Origin of the sequence: Dyella silvatica (assembly GCF_026283955.1) — a bacterium.
Taxonomy (GTDB): Bacteria; Pseudomonadota; Gammaproteobacteria; order Xanthomonadales; family Rhodanobacteraceae; genus Dyella_C; species Dyella_C silvatica.
Window position 1 is genome coordinate 30,180 of sequence record NZ_JAPDPE010000022.1, and the last position, 20,057, is coordinate 50,236.

General features: G+C 60.3%; 7 protein-coding genes. 1 reads left to right on the forward strand and 6 read right to left on the reverse strand.

Features of this window, described 5'->3' with window-relative positions; translation table 11 throughout:
- Positions 1-3: 3 nt before the first annotated feature.
- The 6 genes from OUZ52_RS06640 to OUZ52_RS06665 all read right to left on the reverse strand — a co-directional run bounded on the left by OUZ52_RS06640 (position 4) and on the right by OUZ52_RS06665 (position 11,131).
- Positions 4-213 carry a heavy-metal-associated domain-containing protein gene (locus OUZ52_RS06640; protein WP_266157595.1) on the reverse strand — a complete coding sequence of 70 codons (210 nt, stop codon included), beginning with the start codon at positions 211-213 and terminating at the stop codon, positions 4-6.
- Positions 210-2,690 (reverse strand): heavy metal translocating P-type ATPase, encoded by a 2,481-nt coding sequence (locus OUZ52_RS06645; protein ID WP_266157602.1) that lies wholly within the window; start codon positions 2,688-2,690, stop codon positions 210-212. The genes OUZ52_RS06640 and OUZ52_RS06645 overlap by 4 nt, the downstream gene beginning before the upstream one ends.
- 502 nt (positions 2,691-3,192) lie before the next feature.
- Positions 3,193-3,447 (reverse strand): hypothetical protein, encoded by a 255-nt coding sequence (locus OUZ52_RS06650; protein WP_266157596.1) that lies wholly within the window; start codon positions 3,445-3,447, stop codon positions 3,193-3,195.
- A complete protein-coding gene (locus tag OUZ52_RS06655) occupies positions 3,435-8,243 on the reverse strand; it encodes an RHS repeat-associated core domain-containing protein (protein WP_266157597.1) in 4,809 nt (1,602 codons plus the stop codon). Before OUZ52_RS06655 ends, OUZ52_RS06650 begins: the two co-directional genes overlap by 13 nt.
- Positions 8,244-8,971: 728 nt before the next feature.
- Positions 8,972-9,493 (reverse strand): hypothetical protein, encoded by a 522-nt coding sequence (locus tag OUZ52_RS06660; RefSeq protein WP_266157598.1) that lies wholly within the window; start codon positions 9,491-9,493, stop codon positions 8,972-8,974.
- A 30-nt stretch (positions 9,494-9,523) separates the two neighbouring features.
- Positions 9,524-11,131, reverse strand: a complete 1,608-nt coding sequence (locus tag OUZ52_RS06665) for an MASE1 domain-containing protein (RefSeq protein WP_266157599.1) — start codon at positions 11,129-11,131, stop codon at positions 9,524-9,526.
- A gap of 1,614 nt (positions 11,132-12,745) precedes the next feature.
- On the opposite strand from OUZ52_RS06665, the gene OUZ52_RS06670 reads away from it, so the two are divergent.
- Positions 12,746-20,057: type I polyketide synthase (locus tag OUZ52_RS06670; RefSeq protein ID WP_266157600.1), on the forward strand; the 7,312-nt coding region annotated here is incomplete at its 3' end.

The window sequence follows — 20,057 nt, forward strand, 5'->3', positions numbered from 1 at the left end:
AGCTCAGCCCCGCACGGCAAAACCGGCACCCTCCACTCGCTCTTGCAACACCGCCGCATTCACCCGGGCCGGGTCGAAGCGAATCGTCGCCTGCCCGGTTTCCAGCGTGATCTCGGCCGATGCCACCCCATCGGTTTGTTCCAGCACGCGCTTTAAGCGGCCGCAGCAACCGCCGCAGGTCATACCGTCGATAGTCCATTCAAGCCGATTCATAGCGGTACCCTCTTCGATGAAAAAACCTGCTGCGGCGCTGCAGGCTCGCCGCCACGCGGCCGCCAGCGATTGAGTAAAAGCGAGTTGCTCAGCACCGAGACCGAACTCAATGCCATCGCCGCACCGGCAATCACCGGATTGAGCAAACCAAACGCGGCCAGCGGTATGCCCAGCACGTTGTAGAAAAACGCGAAGAATAAATTCTGCCGAATCTTGCGCACCGTGGCCGCCGAAAGCTCGATCGCCGTTGCCACACCATTGAGATCGCCACCGAGCAGCACGACGTCGGCCGCCTCTACCGCGATATCCGAACCGGCACCCATCGCAAAACTGACATCCGCGGCGGCCAACGCCGGCGCATCGTTAATACCATCGCCGACCATGCCGACATGACCACCCAGCGCAGCCTGCAGCTGACGTACCTCATCCGCCTTGTGCTGCGGCAAGACCTCCGCGCGAAACTGGCTAATGCCAACCTGCCCGGCCAACGCCTCGGCGGTGTGGCGGTTGTCGCCGGTCAACATCAGCACCGCTAAACCGTTGGCCTTGAATCGCGCCACTGCCGCTCGTGAGGTCTCGCGCAGCGGGTCGGCCACCGCCAGCCATGCCAGCAGATGACCATCCACTGCCAGGCCCACTACCGTCTTGGCTTGGGCCCATAGCGCATCCAGCATCGCGCTCAGCGTGGCATCCACGATGACATCGCACTCGGCCAGCCAACGCGGCGACCCCAGCATCACATCGCCGGCATCGATGCGACCACGCATACCCTTGCCTGGCACCGTCTGCAAAGCTTCAACCGCACGTAATGCAACCGACTCCTGCCGTGCCCGCTGGCTGATGGCACGCGCCAGCGGATGGTCAGAACCGCTCTCCACGCTGGCCGCCACTTGCAGCGCATAAGCTGTCGACGTGCCGGCGCTTACCAACACATCGGTCAACTGCGGGCGTCCGCGCGTCAAGGTACCGGTTTTATCCAGCACCAGGCTGCGCAGCGAGCGCGCCCGCTCAAGCACCTCCGCGTTGCGAATCAAGATGCCGTGACGCGCACCCAGCCCGGTACCGACCATGATCGCCGTCGGCGTCGCCAGGCCCAGCGCACACGGGCAAGCGATAACCAGCACGGCAACCGCGTTAACCAAGGCCGGGGCGAAAACGCCACCCACCCACCAGGTAACCGCAAAGGTCAGCAGCGCGACAACCATCACCACAGGCACAAAAACCGACGCGATCTTGTCGACCAGATGCTGGATCGGCGCCTTGGAGCCCTGCGCCTCATCCACCCTGCGGATGATTTGCGCCAACATCGTATGCGCGCCCACACCGGTAGCCCTGGCGCGCAACATGCCCAATTGGTTTACCGTCGCCGCATAAATGCGGCTACCCACCGTCTTGCTTACCGGCATGCTCTCGCCCGACAGCATCGCCTCATCCACCCGCGAGTCGCCGCCAAGCACTTCGCCATCCACCGGCACACTCTCGCCGGCCGCGACCACGAAAATATCGCCGACACGCAAGCTGCCGGCATCCACTTCGAGCAGCTGGCCATCACGCTCAAGCTTGGCCCGCTTGGGACGCAATTGCAGCAGCGCGCGAATGGCCGAGGAGGTCTTGCGCTTCGCTCGTGCCTCCAGCCATCGCCCCAGCAAGATCAGCGTGATAATCGCCGCGCTAGCTTCAAAGTACACATGGCCGGGCAGCGAAAATGCAGTGAGCACCGCGCTATAGATATAAGCCGCACTGGTGCCCAGCACGACCAGCACATCCATATTGGCGCGGCCCGCGCGCAGCGATTTGAATGCCGCCCGATAAAAGCGCGCACCGATCCAGCACTGCACCGGAGTGGCCAACAGCCATTGCAGCCATCGCGGCAACAGATCCATCGACATCTCGCCATGCCGCGCGTCACCCCACATAAAAAACATCTGCGCCAACAACGGCAAGGTCAACGCAAGCGCCAGCGCAAACCTAGCCAACTCCTCCCGCCACACGCGCTTCTCACGCAACTCGCGCGCAGCCATTTCGGCATCATCCACCTCCACCGACACCGCCGCGTCGTAGCCAGCGTAACGAACGCGTTCGATCAGGGCTGACGGGTCAAGCAGGCCCGTCGGGTAATCCACCCGCGCCTTCGCCGTAGCCAAATTCAGCGCCACGCTCACCCCAGGCAATGCATGCAGCGCAGCCTCGACCGCCACCGCGCAAGAGGCGCAACTCATCCCCGCGATATCCAAGGTCACCGATGCCGTCGGCACCGCAAAACCCGCCGCGCGAACGCCATCGATCAAGGCACCCACGGCTATCTGCCGCGGGTCATACATCACATGCACCTGCTCGCCGGCAAAATTCACCCGCGCCCGCACACTGGGAAGCCGATTGAGCACGCGCTCGATACTCGCCGCACAGGCCGCACACGTCATGCCCTGCACCGGGAAATGAGTGCTTGTTGACGGCGACACGGCTGCCGTATCCAACATCGAAGAGAAATGATTTTCTTGAGACACAACGCATGCTAAGTCTTGGACATAGGTCCAGAGTCAAGCGTTTTTTTACCCACCCGTTGCAGGCGGTTAATTTCAAGCGTGTCTTGTCAGCGCGACATGACAAGCCTATCAAGTGAACTCGCCTTGGTGCCACCTACCAAGCAAATCCCAATGCTTCGGCTCTATTTAGAAGATATCCACTTACACTCATTGCGAGGCGGACAACATCACTCTTTAACCCATCTTCAATAGATCCCATGAGCGAAGCTCACGAATATCAAAAATAAGTGGCGCCACCTATAGTGCCACCGACTGAAGCCGCTTGCTGGCCGTGGACCCTTGTAGACCCGGAACTGATTAATACCGGGATGTTCCCATGGCCAGAACCGCCTTAGATTACTTAGCCCATCGCTTCTTCCAGCGAAAGTCCACTTATGAAAATAAATCAATAAAATCAATAACGAGCAAACTCAATCCTGGACATCACCCTTAACATTCAATGTTCTTTATCAACATCAAGTTTTCGCAACTCAACCAACTTTTTAAAATCATCTCCAATCAAAGCCTTTGCAATGTAACAAAGCAAAATCAATGAAAGCACCCATGGAGCATAAGCAAACCTCCCCATATCATGCGAAATCATTAACTTCATTATGAAATAGCACCCACAATAGACTGCCGCGACTATGGGCGTGAAGGCAAAAACTATCTTTGATAACGCAATAAGCCCTATTTTATTTACTGCTTGCATGAGCAGTCATTCCCTTTTCTTAGCGAAGATTCAAGCACAGACTGACTCACACTCATTGTGAGGCCAACGACACCACTCCTAAACCCATTCTTAAGAGATCCCAAAAGTGAAGCTCCTGAGAACCAAAAGTAGGCTGTGCCACCTATAGTGCCACCCACTGCTGCACCTGTTGCGTTAGACACAGACCTTGAGTATCTCTCGTGAGCCATTTCGTTTGCGATCGCGCCACCAACAAAACCTCCCAGGAGGCCGGCGCCTAGCTCAAATTTATTATCGCTGGTCACCATAGAGCTCATTGCTCCTGTCATGCCACCGTTGAGCTGAGTTGTGTTTGTTAACCCATCAGCTACACCCGCCCCCCCATTGAGCATGGCACCTACCAACGCTCCTCCGAGCGCGCCATATCCGCCAGCCGCTCGACCGTAAAATGCCCCGCCTCCTGCCCCCGCAGCAGCTGCGGCGATTCCTCGAATTTGCCATTCTTGCAAGCAGTACAACCCCAGTGGGTCAACAACTGTTAATGGGCTATTTCCGCCGTAAGTGTAGGTATTTAGGCCACCGCTAAGACCTAATGGATCGCTTTGGATGTAACGACCCGTCGTCGTCTCATAGTCACGATTAGTATTATTACTTAGTCCTGACTCGCCATCAAAATACTGCCCTGGATAACGCAGATTAAGCGTATAACCATTGGCTGATACCGGCGCCAACTCCCCAAACGTATTACCTGTATACGCCCACTGCCAAATGGTCGTGCCGACATTGTTACTTACCACTCGCGGCGTGCCGAGATGATCGGCGGTGATGTAGCTCACCATACTTACGCTGTTTACCGTATCCACGGTGGCAACGGGAATATCATCCATCCAGATATAGTCGCGGCCGCTGCTATTGGTATATTCACCGATCAAATGGCTGGCGGCATCGTAGACGAACCGCGACGTGATCGCTGTCGGCATCGTCGCCACCTTCTGGATGCGCTGACCTAGTGCGTTGTAGGTGTAGGTGCCCACCGTGGCCCCATTGGCCTGCACCACAACCAGTCGGTTACGCCCGTTATAGCCATAGCCCCAGCTCTGCCCTCCGCTACTGTTGCCCGTCATGTTGCCGTTGAGGTCGCTGGTGCGCGCCGAACTGCCGATGGTGCTGAGCTGATGGGTACCTGTCGTGTAGCCGTAGACACCCGTTGCCAGGCCGCCGCCGGTCTTGCTGGTGCGATCCCCGGCCGGGTTATAGGTCAGGCTCAAAATGTTGCTGCCACCCTGTGCGACGCCGGTGAGTCGATACAGCGGATCGTAGCCGTAGGTCTCAGTCGCGGGGTTGGCACCCGCGGCATTGCCTTCGGCGTTGATGTTGCCCATCACATCACGAGCAAAGTGCAGGTTTAGCGCAGTGCTGGTCAGATCGGTCAATGCATAGTTGGCGTCGTAGCTGCGCGTAATGAGCTGGCCGTTACCCAAGGTGTAACTGCTCACCGGGCCAAACGGCAGGTAGGTGATGCTGCTTACGGCATTGCTGGTAACGCCACCTGGAGGCGTCAGAATCACATTCTGAATGCGACCGTCAGCATCACGCAGGTACTGGATAGCGCTGCCTGTAGGGGTGAGTACCGTGTTGAGACGATCACCAGCGGTGTAAGTCATCTGCGTCGTGTCGGTCTGGCCAGCCGTGACCTGTTGCTTCTGCATCAGGTTGCCGTGGCTGTCGTAGCAGAACACGGTCGTGACACCGTTTTCCACCATACGCGACAAGCGTCCGATCGGCATCCCAGAAAGACAGCCGGTGACGGTCGGACTCTCGTCATAGGTGTAGATGACGTTGAGCGTGGGATCCACGTACGTCGTGCCGATCAACCGATTAAGTGCATCGTAGGTCGATGTGCTGACCACACCCTTGGCATCTGTATGAGTCAGCACGTTACCCGCGGCATCGTAGGTATCCAAGCTAGCGCCGGTGTCCGGGCTGATCATGCTCCTGGGCTGGTGCAACCCGTCGTAATAATAGGTAGTGACCAGACCACTCGGGTCGGTGACGCCTGCCAAGTTGCCACGTGAGTCAAACCCAAAGGCCGTCTGAGTATTCTGCGTCGCGGTGTCGATGCCGTTGTAGTTGTCGATGCTGCCAATGACACGATCCAGCTGATCGTAGCTTTGCTTGCGTTGAACGTTCAGGCCATCGACGCTGTGCACCAGGTTGCCATTGCCGTCATAGCTGTCGCTATAGCTCGCGTTGAACACCGCATGATTGAGGCCGTCGATCACGGTGGTCAGCTGGCCCAGGGTGTTGAACTGGCGGGTAAGGCTGCGACTGGCGAAGGTACTGCCAACGGGGTATACGTTTTCCGCGGTGCGATGACCGGAGGCATCCAGGGCGTAGTGCATGCGATTGCCCAACGCATCGGTGATGTCGGTCAGGCGATGCGCGGCGTCATAGGTGAAGGTAATGGCGACGCCGTCGGGATCAGTAACCGACTTGATGGCACCGTAAGGTGTATAGGTAAACGTCGTCAATGTGCCATTGATGGCGCGTGAAGCGAGCCAGCCGCGCGGTGTATACCCCAAATCGGTATTGATTCCATTGGCGTCGATGATGCGTGTCACCCGCCCCGCGCCATCGTAGGAGGCGTAGGTCGTCGTATGGCCCAAGGCGTCGATGACTTGATAGAGATCGCCGGCCTGGTGACAGGCTGAGCCTGGCGTGCCGCAGCTGATCGCACTGCTGCTCAGGTAGTATCTACGGCTAGTGGTCTGGGCCAGGTCGGTACGCGGCCCGGTGGCACTCAGCAGTAGGCCCACGATGGGGCACTGCACCGTATCCACAGCGTTGCAGTAGGTGTACGTCCAGCGACGTACGCCGGCTGGTGGCGTGCCCGTGACGGCACAGGCATAACTGCTGACCTGGGTGGTATCGACCGAACAATACGCCAACGCCTGCCCACTATTGTTGTAGACCCATTGCTCGCTACTCGCGACGTTGTTATTGATACCGCTGACAATGCGGGTCAACGGGACACGCAGTGCGGTGTTCCAGGTGGTTGTGGTAGTGCGTTGGTTGGGCGTACCGGAGGCATCGATTTGCTGCTTGAGCAGACCGTTGGCATCGTATGTGGTCTGCGTGACGTTGCCATTGAAGTCAGTGACCGACAGGGGATAGCCACTTCCATCGTAGGTCTGAGCAGACCATGGCTGATTGCAATCTGCCCCACAGGCCTGCGTGTTGCCATTGACCTTGAGGGCACCGCGGATGTTTTGGAAGCCTAGACTGGTCGTCACCCCCAAGGCCGTCGTGAGCTTGCTCGGGGTTGATCCGTCCGTCGCGCCATAGGTGACCGTCATGGCATCGGCGCCTCCGGCCAAGCTAGCTGAGGTGGCCTGGCCCTGGCTGTTGTAGGTGGTATTGGCATATCGTGCGGCAGCTTCATCGATGACCCCGGTCAAATTACCGGGGAGATTGGCGCCGCCAGTCAGTGTCGACTCGTTGTAAACATATTGACGGGTCTTGCCGTCGGGATACTGCACTGACGTCAGCGCACCGCTGGTGTCATACCCATAGATCAGCACACCGCCATCCGGCAAGGTCACGGTTTGCAATTGGCTACTGCTGTTGTAAGCCAGGTTGAGCGTACGAAGAGCAGGATCAGTGACGGCGATCAGCAGGTTGGGCTTGGGTGCCACCGTCACCGGCGTGCTGCTGGTGCTATAGGTCAGCATGGTTACCGCACCGGATAAATCGGTGATCGAAAGCAGCAGGCCCGCCGGGGAATACCGCTCCGTCTGATGCGTAGCGGCGATAACCACGGTATATCCGATCGGGCTACCGCTAGCATTGTTCTGCTGACTCAGGGTATCGGCCACACTGGCATCGCCGGCCCAGATGCCATTAGCCTTATTGAATGTCTCGAAACGGCCGTCAGGCCGATAATGAATGACTTTATACGGGGAAATGAACTGCAACGAGCGGTCGAAACTGTGGCGCCAAATAGTCCCCAGCGTTGTCGGATTGACCACGGCGAGGCTGTTATAGAAACGGCGGAAGGTTAGCCCATCGCTGGGGGCAACATAGTCGGTTTCTTGCTCGAACTTGTTGCCAGTGGCCGTATTGATGGGGTCGCCCTTGACCGCCGAGCCTGGTTGATTGCCTCCCGTGTGGCCGTTACCGCCGTCACAGTCGCAACCACCCGCATTTTTGCCCATATCAGAGCTAGAGTAGGCAGGATAAATAACAACAGTATCGTGATCGTAAAAGCAGTTTGTACCCTTACCGGCCTCGTTATAACTCACCCTCGCGATATAATTTGTTGAAGCAGGTTCGTAGTATTCGACGCGCAGATAGCAAGTGACGGTGACTTGAACGTTGCGCCCGTTTTGCACGACCCACTCCGTGTCGGTCACATTGGATCCGAATTTTGCGGTCAGCGCGTTATAGGACGTTTGGATCGCGGCATTCAACGTCGGCGCAGGGGTCAGTGGTGGAGCCGAACTACTGGGGGTACCCCTGTAACTCAAGGTGTAGGGTGCGCCATAGGTGACTTGCGCGTAAGCAGGCAAAGCAGCGCCAATCCATAGCGCCAGCATGCCCAGCCACAAAGAAAATACATAACCCACCCCTACGACACGCCGCCCAAAGCCCATGTTTTTCCTCGGCATACCTGCTTCCTTGATCGCCTTGCGGCGGTGATATCGAGATGATGTGTCGTGGCTGCTGCTGTTCAACACAGCAGGCGCTCCGGAAGGTGCTGGCTTCTGTTCCTCATCTGAACTAGCCAAGCTGCCGACGAGCGCGAAAACGGTAAGCAATGAGGCTCTCATAGCCCTTCCCTAGCTTGAGATAAATTCGGTTCTTGATAAGCGCGCAGGACTGGCCACCATGACAGCGCAGATCCTGCCAAGCCTGCAACGATAGATATCGGAGTGCTGATCCAGGTCACAGACCGGCGATACCGTGCGAAACGGTGGAGACAAGGCCCTGAGGAAATGTTCATCCCTGACATGCTGTTTCTAGGCCTTAGAGAGGCAAGCAAACGCGCCTTACATGGCTGACGCGCCCACACTGAGAGCGTTTGACCATCCACAAACTACGCAAGATCCAAACCGATCTTGCTTAGGACTACCCCTATTTTCCGCACCCCGCATCAGGGTGCGCAGATACTTGCGATGGCGCAGTATCCAGTAGAAGCAAGACATTTCGATGTAGGGTTTTTCTGAAATTGTTGTGGGCATGAAACGCTGTCACAACACCCACATGGTTTTCTTGTCGGCGAACGCGCATACCTCATTGCCCGACTACTTTTGCTGTCGTTGATACGGCACGCAGCATCGCGTCGTGCAAGTCATCGTATGAGTTGAGTTGGCATACGACCCATCACTCCACCGATGCAACCTGTTCCGACAAAGCCAGAGAAAAAAATATTAAATTAGCACGAACTCGCCCCAAGCCCTCCCACGCCGAGCACAAAAAAGCCGCCCCAGGGCGGCTTCTCTACAAGCTCAGGCCATCCCTTGCGGAATGGCCTTGGGCTTAACCATCAATACGGCAAGAAGTCGCCGCCGCAGCTAAGCACTTTGCAGGTACTGGCCGTTACCTGCGCTGACCCCTGCGTGCTGCTGATTCTTGCATTGATCGGCGCGGCAACCGGCTGTACTTGCCATTGCACGCCACCGCTCTGCGGGGCCATGACTACCTGCACGGCATTGTCGGTGTAAACCGTTTCGCTAAGCGTGGCAGCACCGTGGAACGGCAGGCGTCGTTGCGGGGTAGAAACCTGATGCGCGTCGGAGCCTATCGGCAGCACCAGATACGAGCCATTGCCGGTAGCGAACGCAACGCGGACCTGGTCCTGCTGGTCGTTGACCTGGATGTATTTGATGCCATCGCGATGGAACACATAGACGTGCCAGTTCGGACTGATGCTGAGATCCTCGGCTTGAGGATTCGTCTTGCCCAAGTCGCTGGCGCCCGCCCGCGGTGTCGCCGCGTAGACATTGAATACAGCAATAAATACACCGATCGAGATGATAGTGCGGAGTGTTGAAGTAAAACGGATCATCGTGCAGCCCTCATTTTTCTTGGCAACATATCAGCTCAATGTGTCGGGTTTAGTCGTGTCGTGCAACAACAATGACAGACGCGCGCCCTTCGACGTCGAGCGCGTATGTATTGCGCCACCATAGATGCGTGCGCGGTCGCGAATCGCATCCAGCCCCAGACCGCCAACACCGAGGCGGTAAGACAATTCTTCCCATTCGTTCTGCTTCGGCTCCCTGCTGGCCTTGGAACGATCGAACACGGCATCGATCTTCAACACTGCCCAACGCCGGCCATGCGTTTCGCCAGCGCGCAACACCAGGCGCAGCTGATCGATGGATTGCGACTGCTCGAACAAATGCACCACGGCTTCGCAGGCGAGCCGGTACAGCGCAATTTGCACCCCGGGATCCAAGCGGCTCCAGCCGCGCCCGGAGAGATTGGAGTCGTAGGCGATGCCCATATCGTCCATGGCCTTGGCGATCGGGCCATTGTTCAAGGTCGAAGGGAAGCCCCGGCTTTGCAAGGTACGCGGATAAATGCTGTCGGCCAGACGGAACACCTGCTGCTGGGTCGCGATGGCCTGGCGGTAGTAAACCCGCTCTTCGGTGGTCGACAGCATGTTGCGCAGGCGTTCCAGAAAACGGTTATGCGATTGCTGAATCGCACTACCGACCTGCTCCAGCGCATCGGCGGTCTGGCACATGCGCAGCTCGCCCAGGTACAAGCCTTGCTGGGCCAGTTGCAACGCCAGTTGCCCGTCCATGCGTTCTTTTTCTTCATGCACACGCAAGGTGGCAATGCGCGCGCCCAGCATAAGCAGCGTGGTGATGGCGAAGGAAATGAACACCTGCGCCTGCAAGGTAATCGCATCGGATTCGTCAGGGGTAATCAGCGCCACGCACAAGCTGGCCGCCGAGCCAGCCAGCGCAACGCCGCTCCAGCCGTGCCGCAAGGCCATCCAGGCCACCGGCATAAACATCGCCATGCGCGCCACCAGGCTGAAATCCCCGCTCACATTGGCGGCCAGCCAGGTCAGCAAGACCAGTGCAGGCAGCAGCAAGCCCACGCCATCGAATACCAGGCGATTACGAGACAAGCGCTTCCACAAGGTATTCGGCGTGCCCTCGCGCCAGATATCTCGAATAAGCAAGGCCAGCGGCACCACCGTCAAGATGCCCAGGTAGTTACCCAGAAAATACTGGCTACCCCAATCCCAGAACATCGGATTTTCGCCGGGCGGCTGCTCGCGCAGCGTGTACAAAAAGCTGATGTCGCGCACCGCCGTAACCATCGACACCAGCAGCGTGCAGAACAGCAGCGTGCTCATGCGCACGGAGTGTTGCGCATCGAACAGCGACAGCCGTGAACGGCACCAGCGGACGATCGGCATCGCCAGGACAATCGGCGGAAACAGCTTGATCAACGCATACACCGGCCCGAATTGATCGAGGCAGTCGTAGCTGATTTTCGCCAGCGGCAGCATTTCGCCGACGATCATCGCCGGCCAGTACCGGTAGGGCACAAACAACAGGCAGAGCAGCCGCAAACCGGCGGGAAGAAACCAATGTACGAACGAGACCTGACGCAAAAGCCCGTAGCTCAACGCATAGACGGCAACCACGGCCACCTGGCGCAGCCAACCCCCACTCTTACCCATACTCTCCCTCTCCATAGTCCCCTGCCCCCAATGCCCGGTCATTACCTGCCCCTGCCTTGGTAGGCATTCCTATCATCAAAGCTTATTGGGCATGAAATAAGCGTGAAATTTTGACAGAAAGTCTGACGCATCGGGCGCCAATGTCCAATGTAGTCAGGCTGACCCACGTCACATTACGCAGCGGCGCGTCGCTCGGATGTGACGAAATATGGATCAAGCGCGGCCAAACCCATGGGCCCTGACTATCACCTCGCCGCAAGGCAGCGACCCTTCCAGGCAACCAAGGCCGCCGTCTCACGACTCGATGCAACACCCACCGTCAAAAACTTGGCGTTGCCAGACGCAATAAATCAGGCCCACTTAAATGAGTGAGTAGCTCTGACGATTTCAAGCATCGGCGATCGCCGCGCCGATGCAGATCGCACTTTCCATGATGTCGATAGCCGACAAGGCCGCGTCAAGCCAGCGCCAATCGTCAGCGTGGCCATGCCAGCGATGTACCCACAAGCCACATCACTCGACACCGCAGTCTGCGCTGCCCGCCTCTATCGACGGGCCAATGCTCGACCGACGCGCACAGATTAATCATCGAATGATCCTGTAGCACCATTGGTGCTTGCCAAATGCCAATACTCATGGCAAGCCAACATGGCCACATATAAGCACTCACACCATCAATACATAATCATTTATTCAACGATTACTCACACGTTTTATTCACGCATAAATATATGCGTCCACATTACGTGAAAACATCGCCACATGGATCTGCCAAGACACCACGCCACAGGTTCATTGCCGACAACCTGCCTCGTCAACGATCGCGTCCGCATCAAGCACGTGCGCATCACATGATCTTCATCAAGCGTGCGCAATAGCTCATGACAAAGATCAAAAAACGGCCAAAAACAAGCCAAAAACGTCGCTTCATCCATCGCACATTTATTCGAATGTGATACGCGCGTGATCATCTTCAACCGATGCGTCGATTCACCTCACCATCACTCCTGCTGCGTCGACATCGACAGCTCGGCGAAGCGAATTGCTTTCACGAACAATTCGCGAGTGCGCGTGTATTAATTCCCTGCATGTGGTGAAACTCATCTTGAATTTCTCACGCGACATCCAGTCATTCGAGTGTCACTTACTGATGCGTCAATAGCGCCAGATCACCTTGACGCAGGCAATAAATAAGGTGAATACATGTTGGAAAAAAACTATTTTCAATGGCATCCCTTGAGGGCACCCGCCAGCGAAATGCGCTAACCCACAAAGCGCAATCAATGAGAGGTTTTCAATTAGCCAAAACCATCCTTTAACCGATGGCGCGGGCTCGGCTGCTCATTGATTTTTCGTGACTTCAATTCGTGCTTGGACGTCAGCCATCAGCAGGCCGGCAGCGTCCTACTGAGAGGGTTCTTATGCGGATGTTTACCGCCAGCCTTCGATTCGAAGGCTATGGCCACACTGCGCCATCGCGCAGCGAACGCACGCGGATATCGGTCGGCGAGGCGTTGCCGCCTGCGCATCAATGCAATATGCCTTGCCCCCCGCGGCTGTTCTGCCCGAGCCGACTTCATCAGCCAGCGGGCTGCCCCGCCGTGGGCCGCACCGATGACTAAGCAAGCATCGCCAGCGCGCCCCCTGGCCAGCGGGCGTATCGCCATCATCGGTGCCGCATGCCGTTTTCCCGGCGCAGAGAATCTGCAGTCTTTCCGTTCGTTGTTGCTCGAAGGACGCGAAGCCGTCATCGATATACCGCCCCATCGCCGCTCACTGGCACAGGGCGTGGGCCGTGCTGGGTTGTTGGCCGATATCGAGCGCTTCGATCCGGAATTTTTCGGCATCGCGCAGCGCGAAGCCGATCAGATGGACCCACAGCAACGGCTGCTGCTAGAGCTGAGCATCGAAGCGCTGGAAGCGGCAGGCATCGTGCGCAGCCGCCTCAGCGGCAGTCGTACCGGCGTGTACATCGGCATTTCCACCTCCGATTACAGCCGCCTGCAACTGGGCCAGGATCAACCGCTCGACCTTTATGCGGGTACCGGCAACGCACTCAGCATCGCCGCCAATCGCATCTCGTATGTACTCAATCTCAGCGGCCCGAGTTTTGCGCTGGATACCGCCTGCTCATCGTCACTCAACGCCACCCACCTGGCCTTGCGCGCGCTGCGCAGCGGCGAGATCGATCTGGCCATCGTCGGTGGCGTCAGCTTGTTGATGGCCGGCGACTTGATGCAGATCTTCGCCAATGCACGCATGCTCTCGCCCGATGGTCGCTGCAAGACCTTCGACGCCGACGCCGACGGCTATGTGCGCGGCGAAGGCAGCGCGGTACTGATTCTTCGTCGCGCCGACGATGCGCTGGCGCATGACGATCAGGTGCTGGCGCTGATCGCCGGCAGCGCGGCCAATCAAGACGGCCGCAGCAACGGGCTGACCGCGCCCAGCGGCCCTGCCCAAGTAGCGGTGATCCAGGCCGCGCTCGCCGATGCCGGTCTTACAGCCGCCGATATCGATGCGATCGAATTGCATGGCACCGGCACGCCGCTCGGCGATCCGATCGAGGCGCAAGCGCTGGGACAAGCCCTGAACGCCGAGCGCACGAAGCCGCTATGGGTCGGCTCGGTCAAAACCAATATCGGCCACCTCGAAGCGGCGGCAGGTGTCGCCGGCTTGCTCAAGGCGGCGCTGGCGTTGAACCAGGGGCTGTTGCCGCCATCGCTGAATTTTCGACGCGCCAATCCGAATATCGATCTCGATGCGCTGGGCTTATCCGTCGCCACCCAGGCCGTAGCGCTGCCCATCGACCAGCGCCCGGTACGCATCGGCGTGAGCAGCTTCGGATTCGGCGGCAGCAATGCGCACGTCATTCTGGAATCCGCTGAGGTTTTGCGCCGCGACGCCGGCATGGAAACGCGCGCCCAAGCCGACAACTCCAGCCAGACACCGACCTGGTTGCTGCCGATCTCGGCAGCGCACCCCGCCGCACTGAAGGCGTTGGCAGGCCGCTATGCCGACCGCATCGCTACGGCTGCCGCGCATGAATTGGGCGACATCATCTATAGCGCGGCAAGCCGTCGCGATCACCTGGACTACCGGCTGGCGGTGCATGGCAACCGCGACGAGTTGATCGCCGCGCTGCATGCCGGCGCCAGTGGCAGCTTGCATCCCGCGCTATGGCAAGGCCAGCGACCGGTGGCCGGGCATCGCCGCTTGGCCTGGTTTGCCGCCGATCAATCATTGAACGCCAGCGGCATCACTCCCGATCGGTTACTCAACGGCAACCCCGGCAAACAAACCGCACGCCAGCTGAGCGGCCGCTGGGATCTACTGCTACTGGCATGCAAGACACCCGCAGGCTTGCCCGACAGCATTCGGCCCTTGCGCGCATCCAGCACCGCGCATGCGTTGGCGCTGCTGTACACGCATGGACACCAACTACCGTGGCAGCGGATTCACCCGCACGGCCAGCTGTGTGCGTTGCCCAGCTATCCGTGGCAGCGCCACCGCTGCTGGTATGCCAACCTGAGCGACGAACGGCCACGCCATCTCTACGCGCTCGCGGCGCCAAGCAGCGAAGCATTGGCCAGCATGGCGCAATCGGCGCTGGAGCATCTGGCGCGTCAGCCACATGCCACGCTGGGTGATTTTTGCTACACCGCCAACGCCGATCACCACCGGCACCCGGTACGCGCGGCGGTCCATGCACAAACGCGCGAACAACTGAGCGACGCTCTGCGCCAACTCGCGCACTCGCCCCCCGCCGCCAGCGCGCAACAACCGCACGGCGTGACCTTTCTGCTGACCGGGCAAGGCAATCCGGCACCGGGCGCGGGCGCTGGGCTGTATCGCACGCAGCCGGTATTCCGCGATGCGATCGACCGCTGCGCCGAACTGTTATTGCCGGTGCTCGAACAACCATTGCCACGCCTGCTGTTCGATCTTGAGTCAGCTCCGCTGCTGGGTCAGACGCGTTACGCGCAACCGGCCACCGTAGCCTTGAGCTGGTCGTTGGCCCAGCTATGGGCCGACTGGGGCGTGCGGCCCACCGCCCTGCTCGGCCATAGCCTGGGCGAATACACCGCGGCGGCGTTGTCAGGCATGGCATCGATCGAACAGATCCTGCCACTGGTCGCCGCCCGTGGCGCTCTGATGCAAGAGCATGCCCGGCCCGGCAGCATGCTGGCCGTGGCCGCGACCGCGGACGACATCGCCGCGCTGGTAAAAAACGAATCGCGACAGCTGGCGCTCGCGGCCGACAATGGCGCGCGCAGCTGCGTGATCTCCGGCACCACCGAGGCGGTCGCACGCATCCAGCGCGCCCTGGCCGAGCGCAGCATTCGTTACCGCGCGCTGGAAACCAACGCCGCCTTCCACTCACCGCTGATGGACGACGTGCTCGGCCCGTTAAGCGCCCTGGCCGAACAGATTCCCTGGCGCACCGCCAAGCTGCCGGTGATCTCCAATCTCAGCGGAAAGCTGCACGAGAGCGCCCCCGACGGGGCCTATTGGGCCCGCCATGCGCGCGAGCCGGTGCAGTTCCGCAAAGGTCTCGAAGAACTACTCGCCCAGGGTCATCACATTTTTCTGGAACTGGGACCGCGCCCGGTGCTTTCGCTGCTTGGCCAGCGCGGCACCGCCCCCGCGCTAACGCTTTGGTGCAGCAGCCTGGACGGCGACGACGACTGGCATGGCCTGCTCGACAGTGCCGCCGCGATGTATAGCGCCGGCATCGATCTGGATTGGGCCGCGTTCGACCGCCCCTATCGCCGTCGCCGTATCACGCACACGCCTGCCCCGCTGGCTCCGTCCCCTACTGAGCACCGCCCCCATCCCCAGGAGCGCTCGATGTCCGCATCCATGCAGCCCATCGCCTACGCCACCGATGCCACCTCGCCGGCTATGCCCTTGCCCACCGCCACGGACGGCGAGCACGCACAGGTCAGCGCGATCCAAGCGCAACTGCGTACACGGATGGCCCAGGCACTGGGCGAACCCGAACACGCCATCGCCGGTGACCGGCCGTTTGTGGAAATGGGTGCCGACTCGATTATGCTGGCCGAAGCCATGCGAGCGATCCAGGCCCAGTACGGGGTCAAGATCGACATCCGCCAATTGCTGGGCGAGTTGAATACGGTCGATCGCCTCGGCGCGTTTCTCGCCGCACACCGCGCCGGCGCCACACTGACCTCGACCTCCCCGCCACAGCACGCGATGGCGGCCACGACGGCGATCAATCCAGCCCAGGCATCCGCGGCGCCCGGGCTGGAAGGTCTGTTCCAGCAACAATTGAACCTGCTGCAAAACGTGATCAGTGCACAGCTCGCCGCACTAGGCAGCAGCGCACCGGCCGCGACGATCGCAGCACAGCCCACTGCCACAGTGGCAGTACCGGCGCGGCCTGCTGGCCTGGTCATGACGCCGTCGCCGCGCGTCGTCAGTAGTCACAGCGGGGTCATCGATCTGCGCCAGAGCGCGCACTTCGCCACGTTCTCCAAGAGCTATATCGCGCGCACGGCGGAGTCCAAGCGCATGGCCAGCGCCCGTCGCCGGCACCTGGCTGACGTACGTGCGGCGGCGGGTTTTCGTCCCTCGATGAAAGAGCTGATTTACCCGATCACCGGCGAACGTTCGCAAGGCTGTCGCCTGTGGGATGTCGACGGCAACGAATACATCGATATCTCGATGGATTTCGGCGTCAACCTGTTCGGCCACGGCGCACCGTTCATGCAAGAGGCATTGAATAAGCGCATCGCCCAGGGCATCGCGTTGGGGCCGCGCTCGTCGCTCACCGGGGACTGCGCGCAGATGATTTGCGAACTCACCGGCATGGACCGCGTGCTGTTCTGCCAGTCAGGCACGGAGTCGGTGATGACCGCGGTGCGGCTGGCCCGACTGCTGCGCGGACGCGACAAGATCGCCATGTTCCGCAAGTCATACCACGGCCATTTCGACGGCTTCCTCGGCGAGCGCAGCGCGCAGGGCGAACATACCGAGCCGGCGGCGCCGGGTATCGCGCAAAACTTCGTCAGCGATCTGCTGATGCTCGACTACGACTCCGACGAAGCCCTGCAGGCCATCGCCCGGCATGCCGACAGCCTGGCCGCAGTCATCGTCGAACCCGTGCAAAGCCGTGCATTGCATGTGCAGCCGCGCGAATTTTTGCAACGGCTGCGCGAGCTCACTTCGCGGCTCGGCATCCTGCTGATCTTCGATGAAATGATCACCGGCTTCCGCACCGCGCCGGGTGGTGCGCAGGCGCTGTTCGGTGTCGAAGCCGACCTGGTCACCTATGGCAAGACCATCGGTGGCGGCGTGCCGATGGCCGCACTCGCCGCGCGTGGCAACCTGCTCGATGGCATCGATGGCGGCAGCTGGCAGTTCGGCGACGACTCCGCGCCGAATCCATACACCACTTTTTTCGCCGGCACCTTCAACAACCACCCGCTGGGCCTGGCGCTGTGTCACGCCGTATTGAGTGAATTAAAGCGCCGCGGCCCTGCATTCCAGCAAAGCCTCAACGACCGCACCACCCTGCTTACCGATCGCCTGAACAGCCGCTTCGCGGCGATGGACGCGCCATTGTCGATGACCCGCTTCGGCTCCGTGTTCCGCTTCAAGCACAGCGGCAATCTGGATCTGCTGTACTACCACCTGCTGCATCGCGGCCTGTTTGTATGGGAGGGACGTAACTGCTTCCTCAGCGATGCGCACGGCGAAGCCGAGATCGACGACATCGTCGAACGCACCGTCGATGCCGTGCAGGCCCTGCGCGACGGCGGCTATTTACCGCCCGGCCCAAGCCGCCCCGGCGACGCCGTCAAGCGGCTCGCCGCGCCGCCGCTGAGCCTGCCGCTGTCGGCAATGCAAAAACAAATGTGGGTGGCCGCGCAACTGGATGCCGCCGGGGCCCAAGCCTATGTCGAGCCGCTGGCCCTGCAAATCGATGGCGTACTCAGCGCAAGCGCGCTGGAAGACGCGCTGACCCTGCTTGCCGCTCGTCACGAAGCCCTGCGCACTACCATCGACGGCGAAAATGGCACGCAAACCGTGCATCCCATCCTGCCGATCCCGCTGCAATCCGCCATCGGCAACCAGCGCGACACCTGGCTGGCCGGCTTCTACGCCGAGCCGTTCGAACTGCTCGACCACGGGCCGCTGCGGGTCGGCTTATTGCAGCTGCCGAACCAACACTGCGTGCTGGCGATGCGCGCGCATCACGCGCTGATCGACGGTGCCTCGCTCAGCCTTATCGTCGATGAACTATCTGCGCTGCTGAACGACCCGCAAGCGCCATTGCCGCCCGCGCAACCGTATCGCGATCACCTGCAATGGTTGGCCCATGCCGACGATCCGGCCGCGCACGCCTTCTGGCAGCAATGCATTGCCGACGCACCGCCGCCGTTGCCGCTGTCGGCGCTGAGCGCAGCCGAACCCAATCACTGGCAAGGCCAGCGCGTACGGCTGCCGGTACCGACCGAACTCAGCCACGCATTGAGCAAGCTCGCCGGCCAGAAAGGCGCCACCTTATTCACTACCGCGCTGGCGGCAACGCTCAGCTTGCTGCACGTTTTGTACGACCGCGACGACGTGTTGATCGGCGTGCCCACCCATGGACGCCAGCCCGGTCACGAACACATGGTCGGCCAGGCGGTGCAGGTGATGCCATGGCGTTCGCGCCGCGTCGGCGATGTGCCATTCGATGCGCTGCTGCGCGAAGTCGCCGCGCAATGGCAGCAGGCAAGCCAGTACCAGGCCTATCCACTGGCAACCCTGCTGGAGCCAGTGCTGGGCAGCGACAAGCATGCCGGCTCGCTCGGCATCACCTTTAACATGGACTATGCACGCCGCGCCGATTTCGCCGAGCGACCGGCCACCCTGCTGGAAACGCCGATCTTCGGCGCTAAGTTCGATCTCGCCATCAATCTGATCCACACCCGGCACGGCTGGCTGCTCGACCTGGACTACCGCAGCGGACGCTACCCGCGCGCGCAAATCGAGCGCTTCGGCCAGCGCTGGATCGACTGGGCCTACCGCGTCAGCATCGATCCGTCGCTGAATCTGGCCACGGCGATAGCGCCACCGGCGGATGAGCGCGAACAACTGCTCGAAACCTTTGCGCGCGGGCCGCGCGATGTCGAAATAACTGCCTCGATGCCGGAGTTGTTCAAGCGTCAGGCCGCGCTGACCCCGAGCGCCATCGCCATCAGCGACCAAGACCGGCAGATCGACTATCGCACCCTGGATCTCGCCGCCCGCGCGCTGGCGCAGTCCCTAGTCCATGTCAGTGCCAAGGCCGAACGCATTGTCGCGGTGATGTTGCCGCGCTCGATCGAACTGGAAACCGCGCTGCTCGGCGTCTTGTATGCCGGGGCCGCCTATATGCCGGTCAGTCCCGACGAACCCGAGGCACGCCGCGCGGAAATTTTTGCCGCCGCCAACCCCGTCGCGGTGATCACCAGTGCCGAGCTGGCGAAATCGCTACATGTGGACTGCGCCGTACTGGCCATCGATTCGACCGAAATTCTCGCCTGCGAACCCAGCGCCGTTTTCGAGCCGGTCGAGGTGACCCCGCAGCAACTCGCCTACGTGCTGTTTACCTCCGGCTCCACCGGCAAGCCCAAGGGTGTCGAATGCACGCATGGCGGCCTGGCCAACCTCACCGCCTGGGCCCCAGGCGTCTATGGCATGAGTGCCAGCGATGTCGTCTTGCTCAACTGCGCGTTCACCTTCGACGTCTCGATCCTGGAGATGTGCGTATCGCCAACGATAGGCGCACGCATGGTCGTGGTCGCACCGGGGCAACATCAAGACCCGCAATATCTGGCCCGGCTGATGGCCAGCGAACGGGTGAGCTTCGCATTCTTCGTGCCCTCGATGCTGGAGTTGCTGGTTACCCAACCGGAATTCGCCCAATGCCATG

Excerpts from the sequence above, each read along its gene's own strand:
- OUZ52_RS06660 (WP_266157598.1), bottom strand. The coding sequence starts at position 9,493 with ATGATCCGTTTTACTTCAACACTCCGCACTATCATCTCGATCGGTGTA.
- OUZ52_RS06650 (WP_266157596.1), bottom strand. The coding sequence starts at position 3,447 with ATGCAAGCAGTAAATAAAATAGGGCTTATTGCGTTATCAAAGATAGTT.
- OUZ52_RS06645 (WP_266157602.1), bottom strand. The coding sequence starts at position 2,690 with ATGTTGGATACGGCAGCCGTGTCGCCGTCAACAAGCACTCATTTCCCG.
- OUZ52_RS06640 (WP_266157595.1), bottom strand. The coding sequence starts at position 213 with ATGAATCGGCTTGAATGGACTATCGACGGTATGACCTGCGGCGGTTGC.
- OUZ52_RS06665 (WP_266157599.1), bottom strand. The coding sequence starts at position 11,131 with ATGGGTAAGAGTGGGGGTTGGCTGCGCCAGGTGGCCGTGGTTGCCGTC.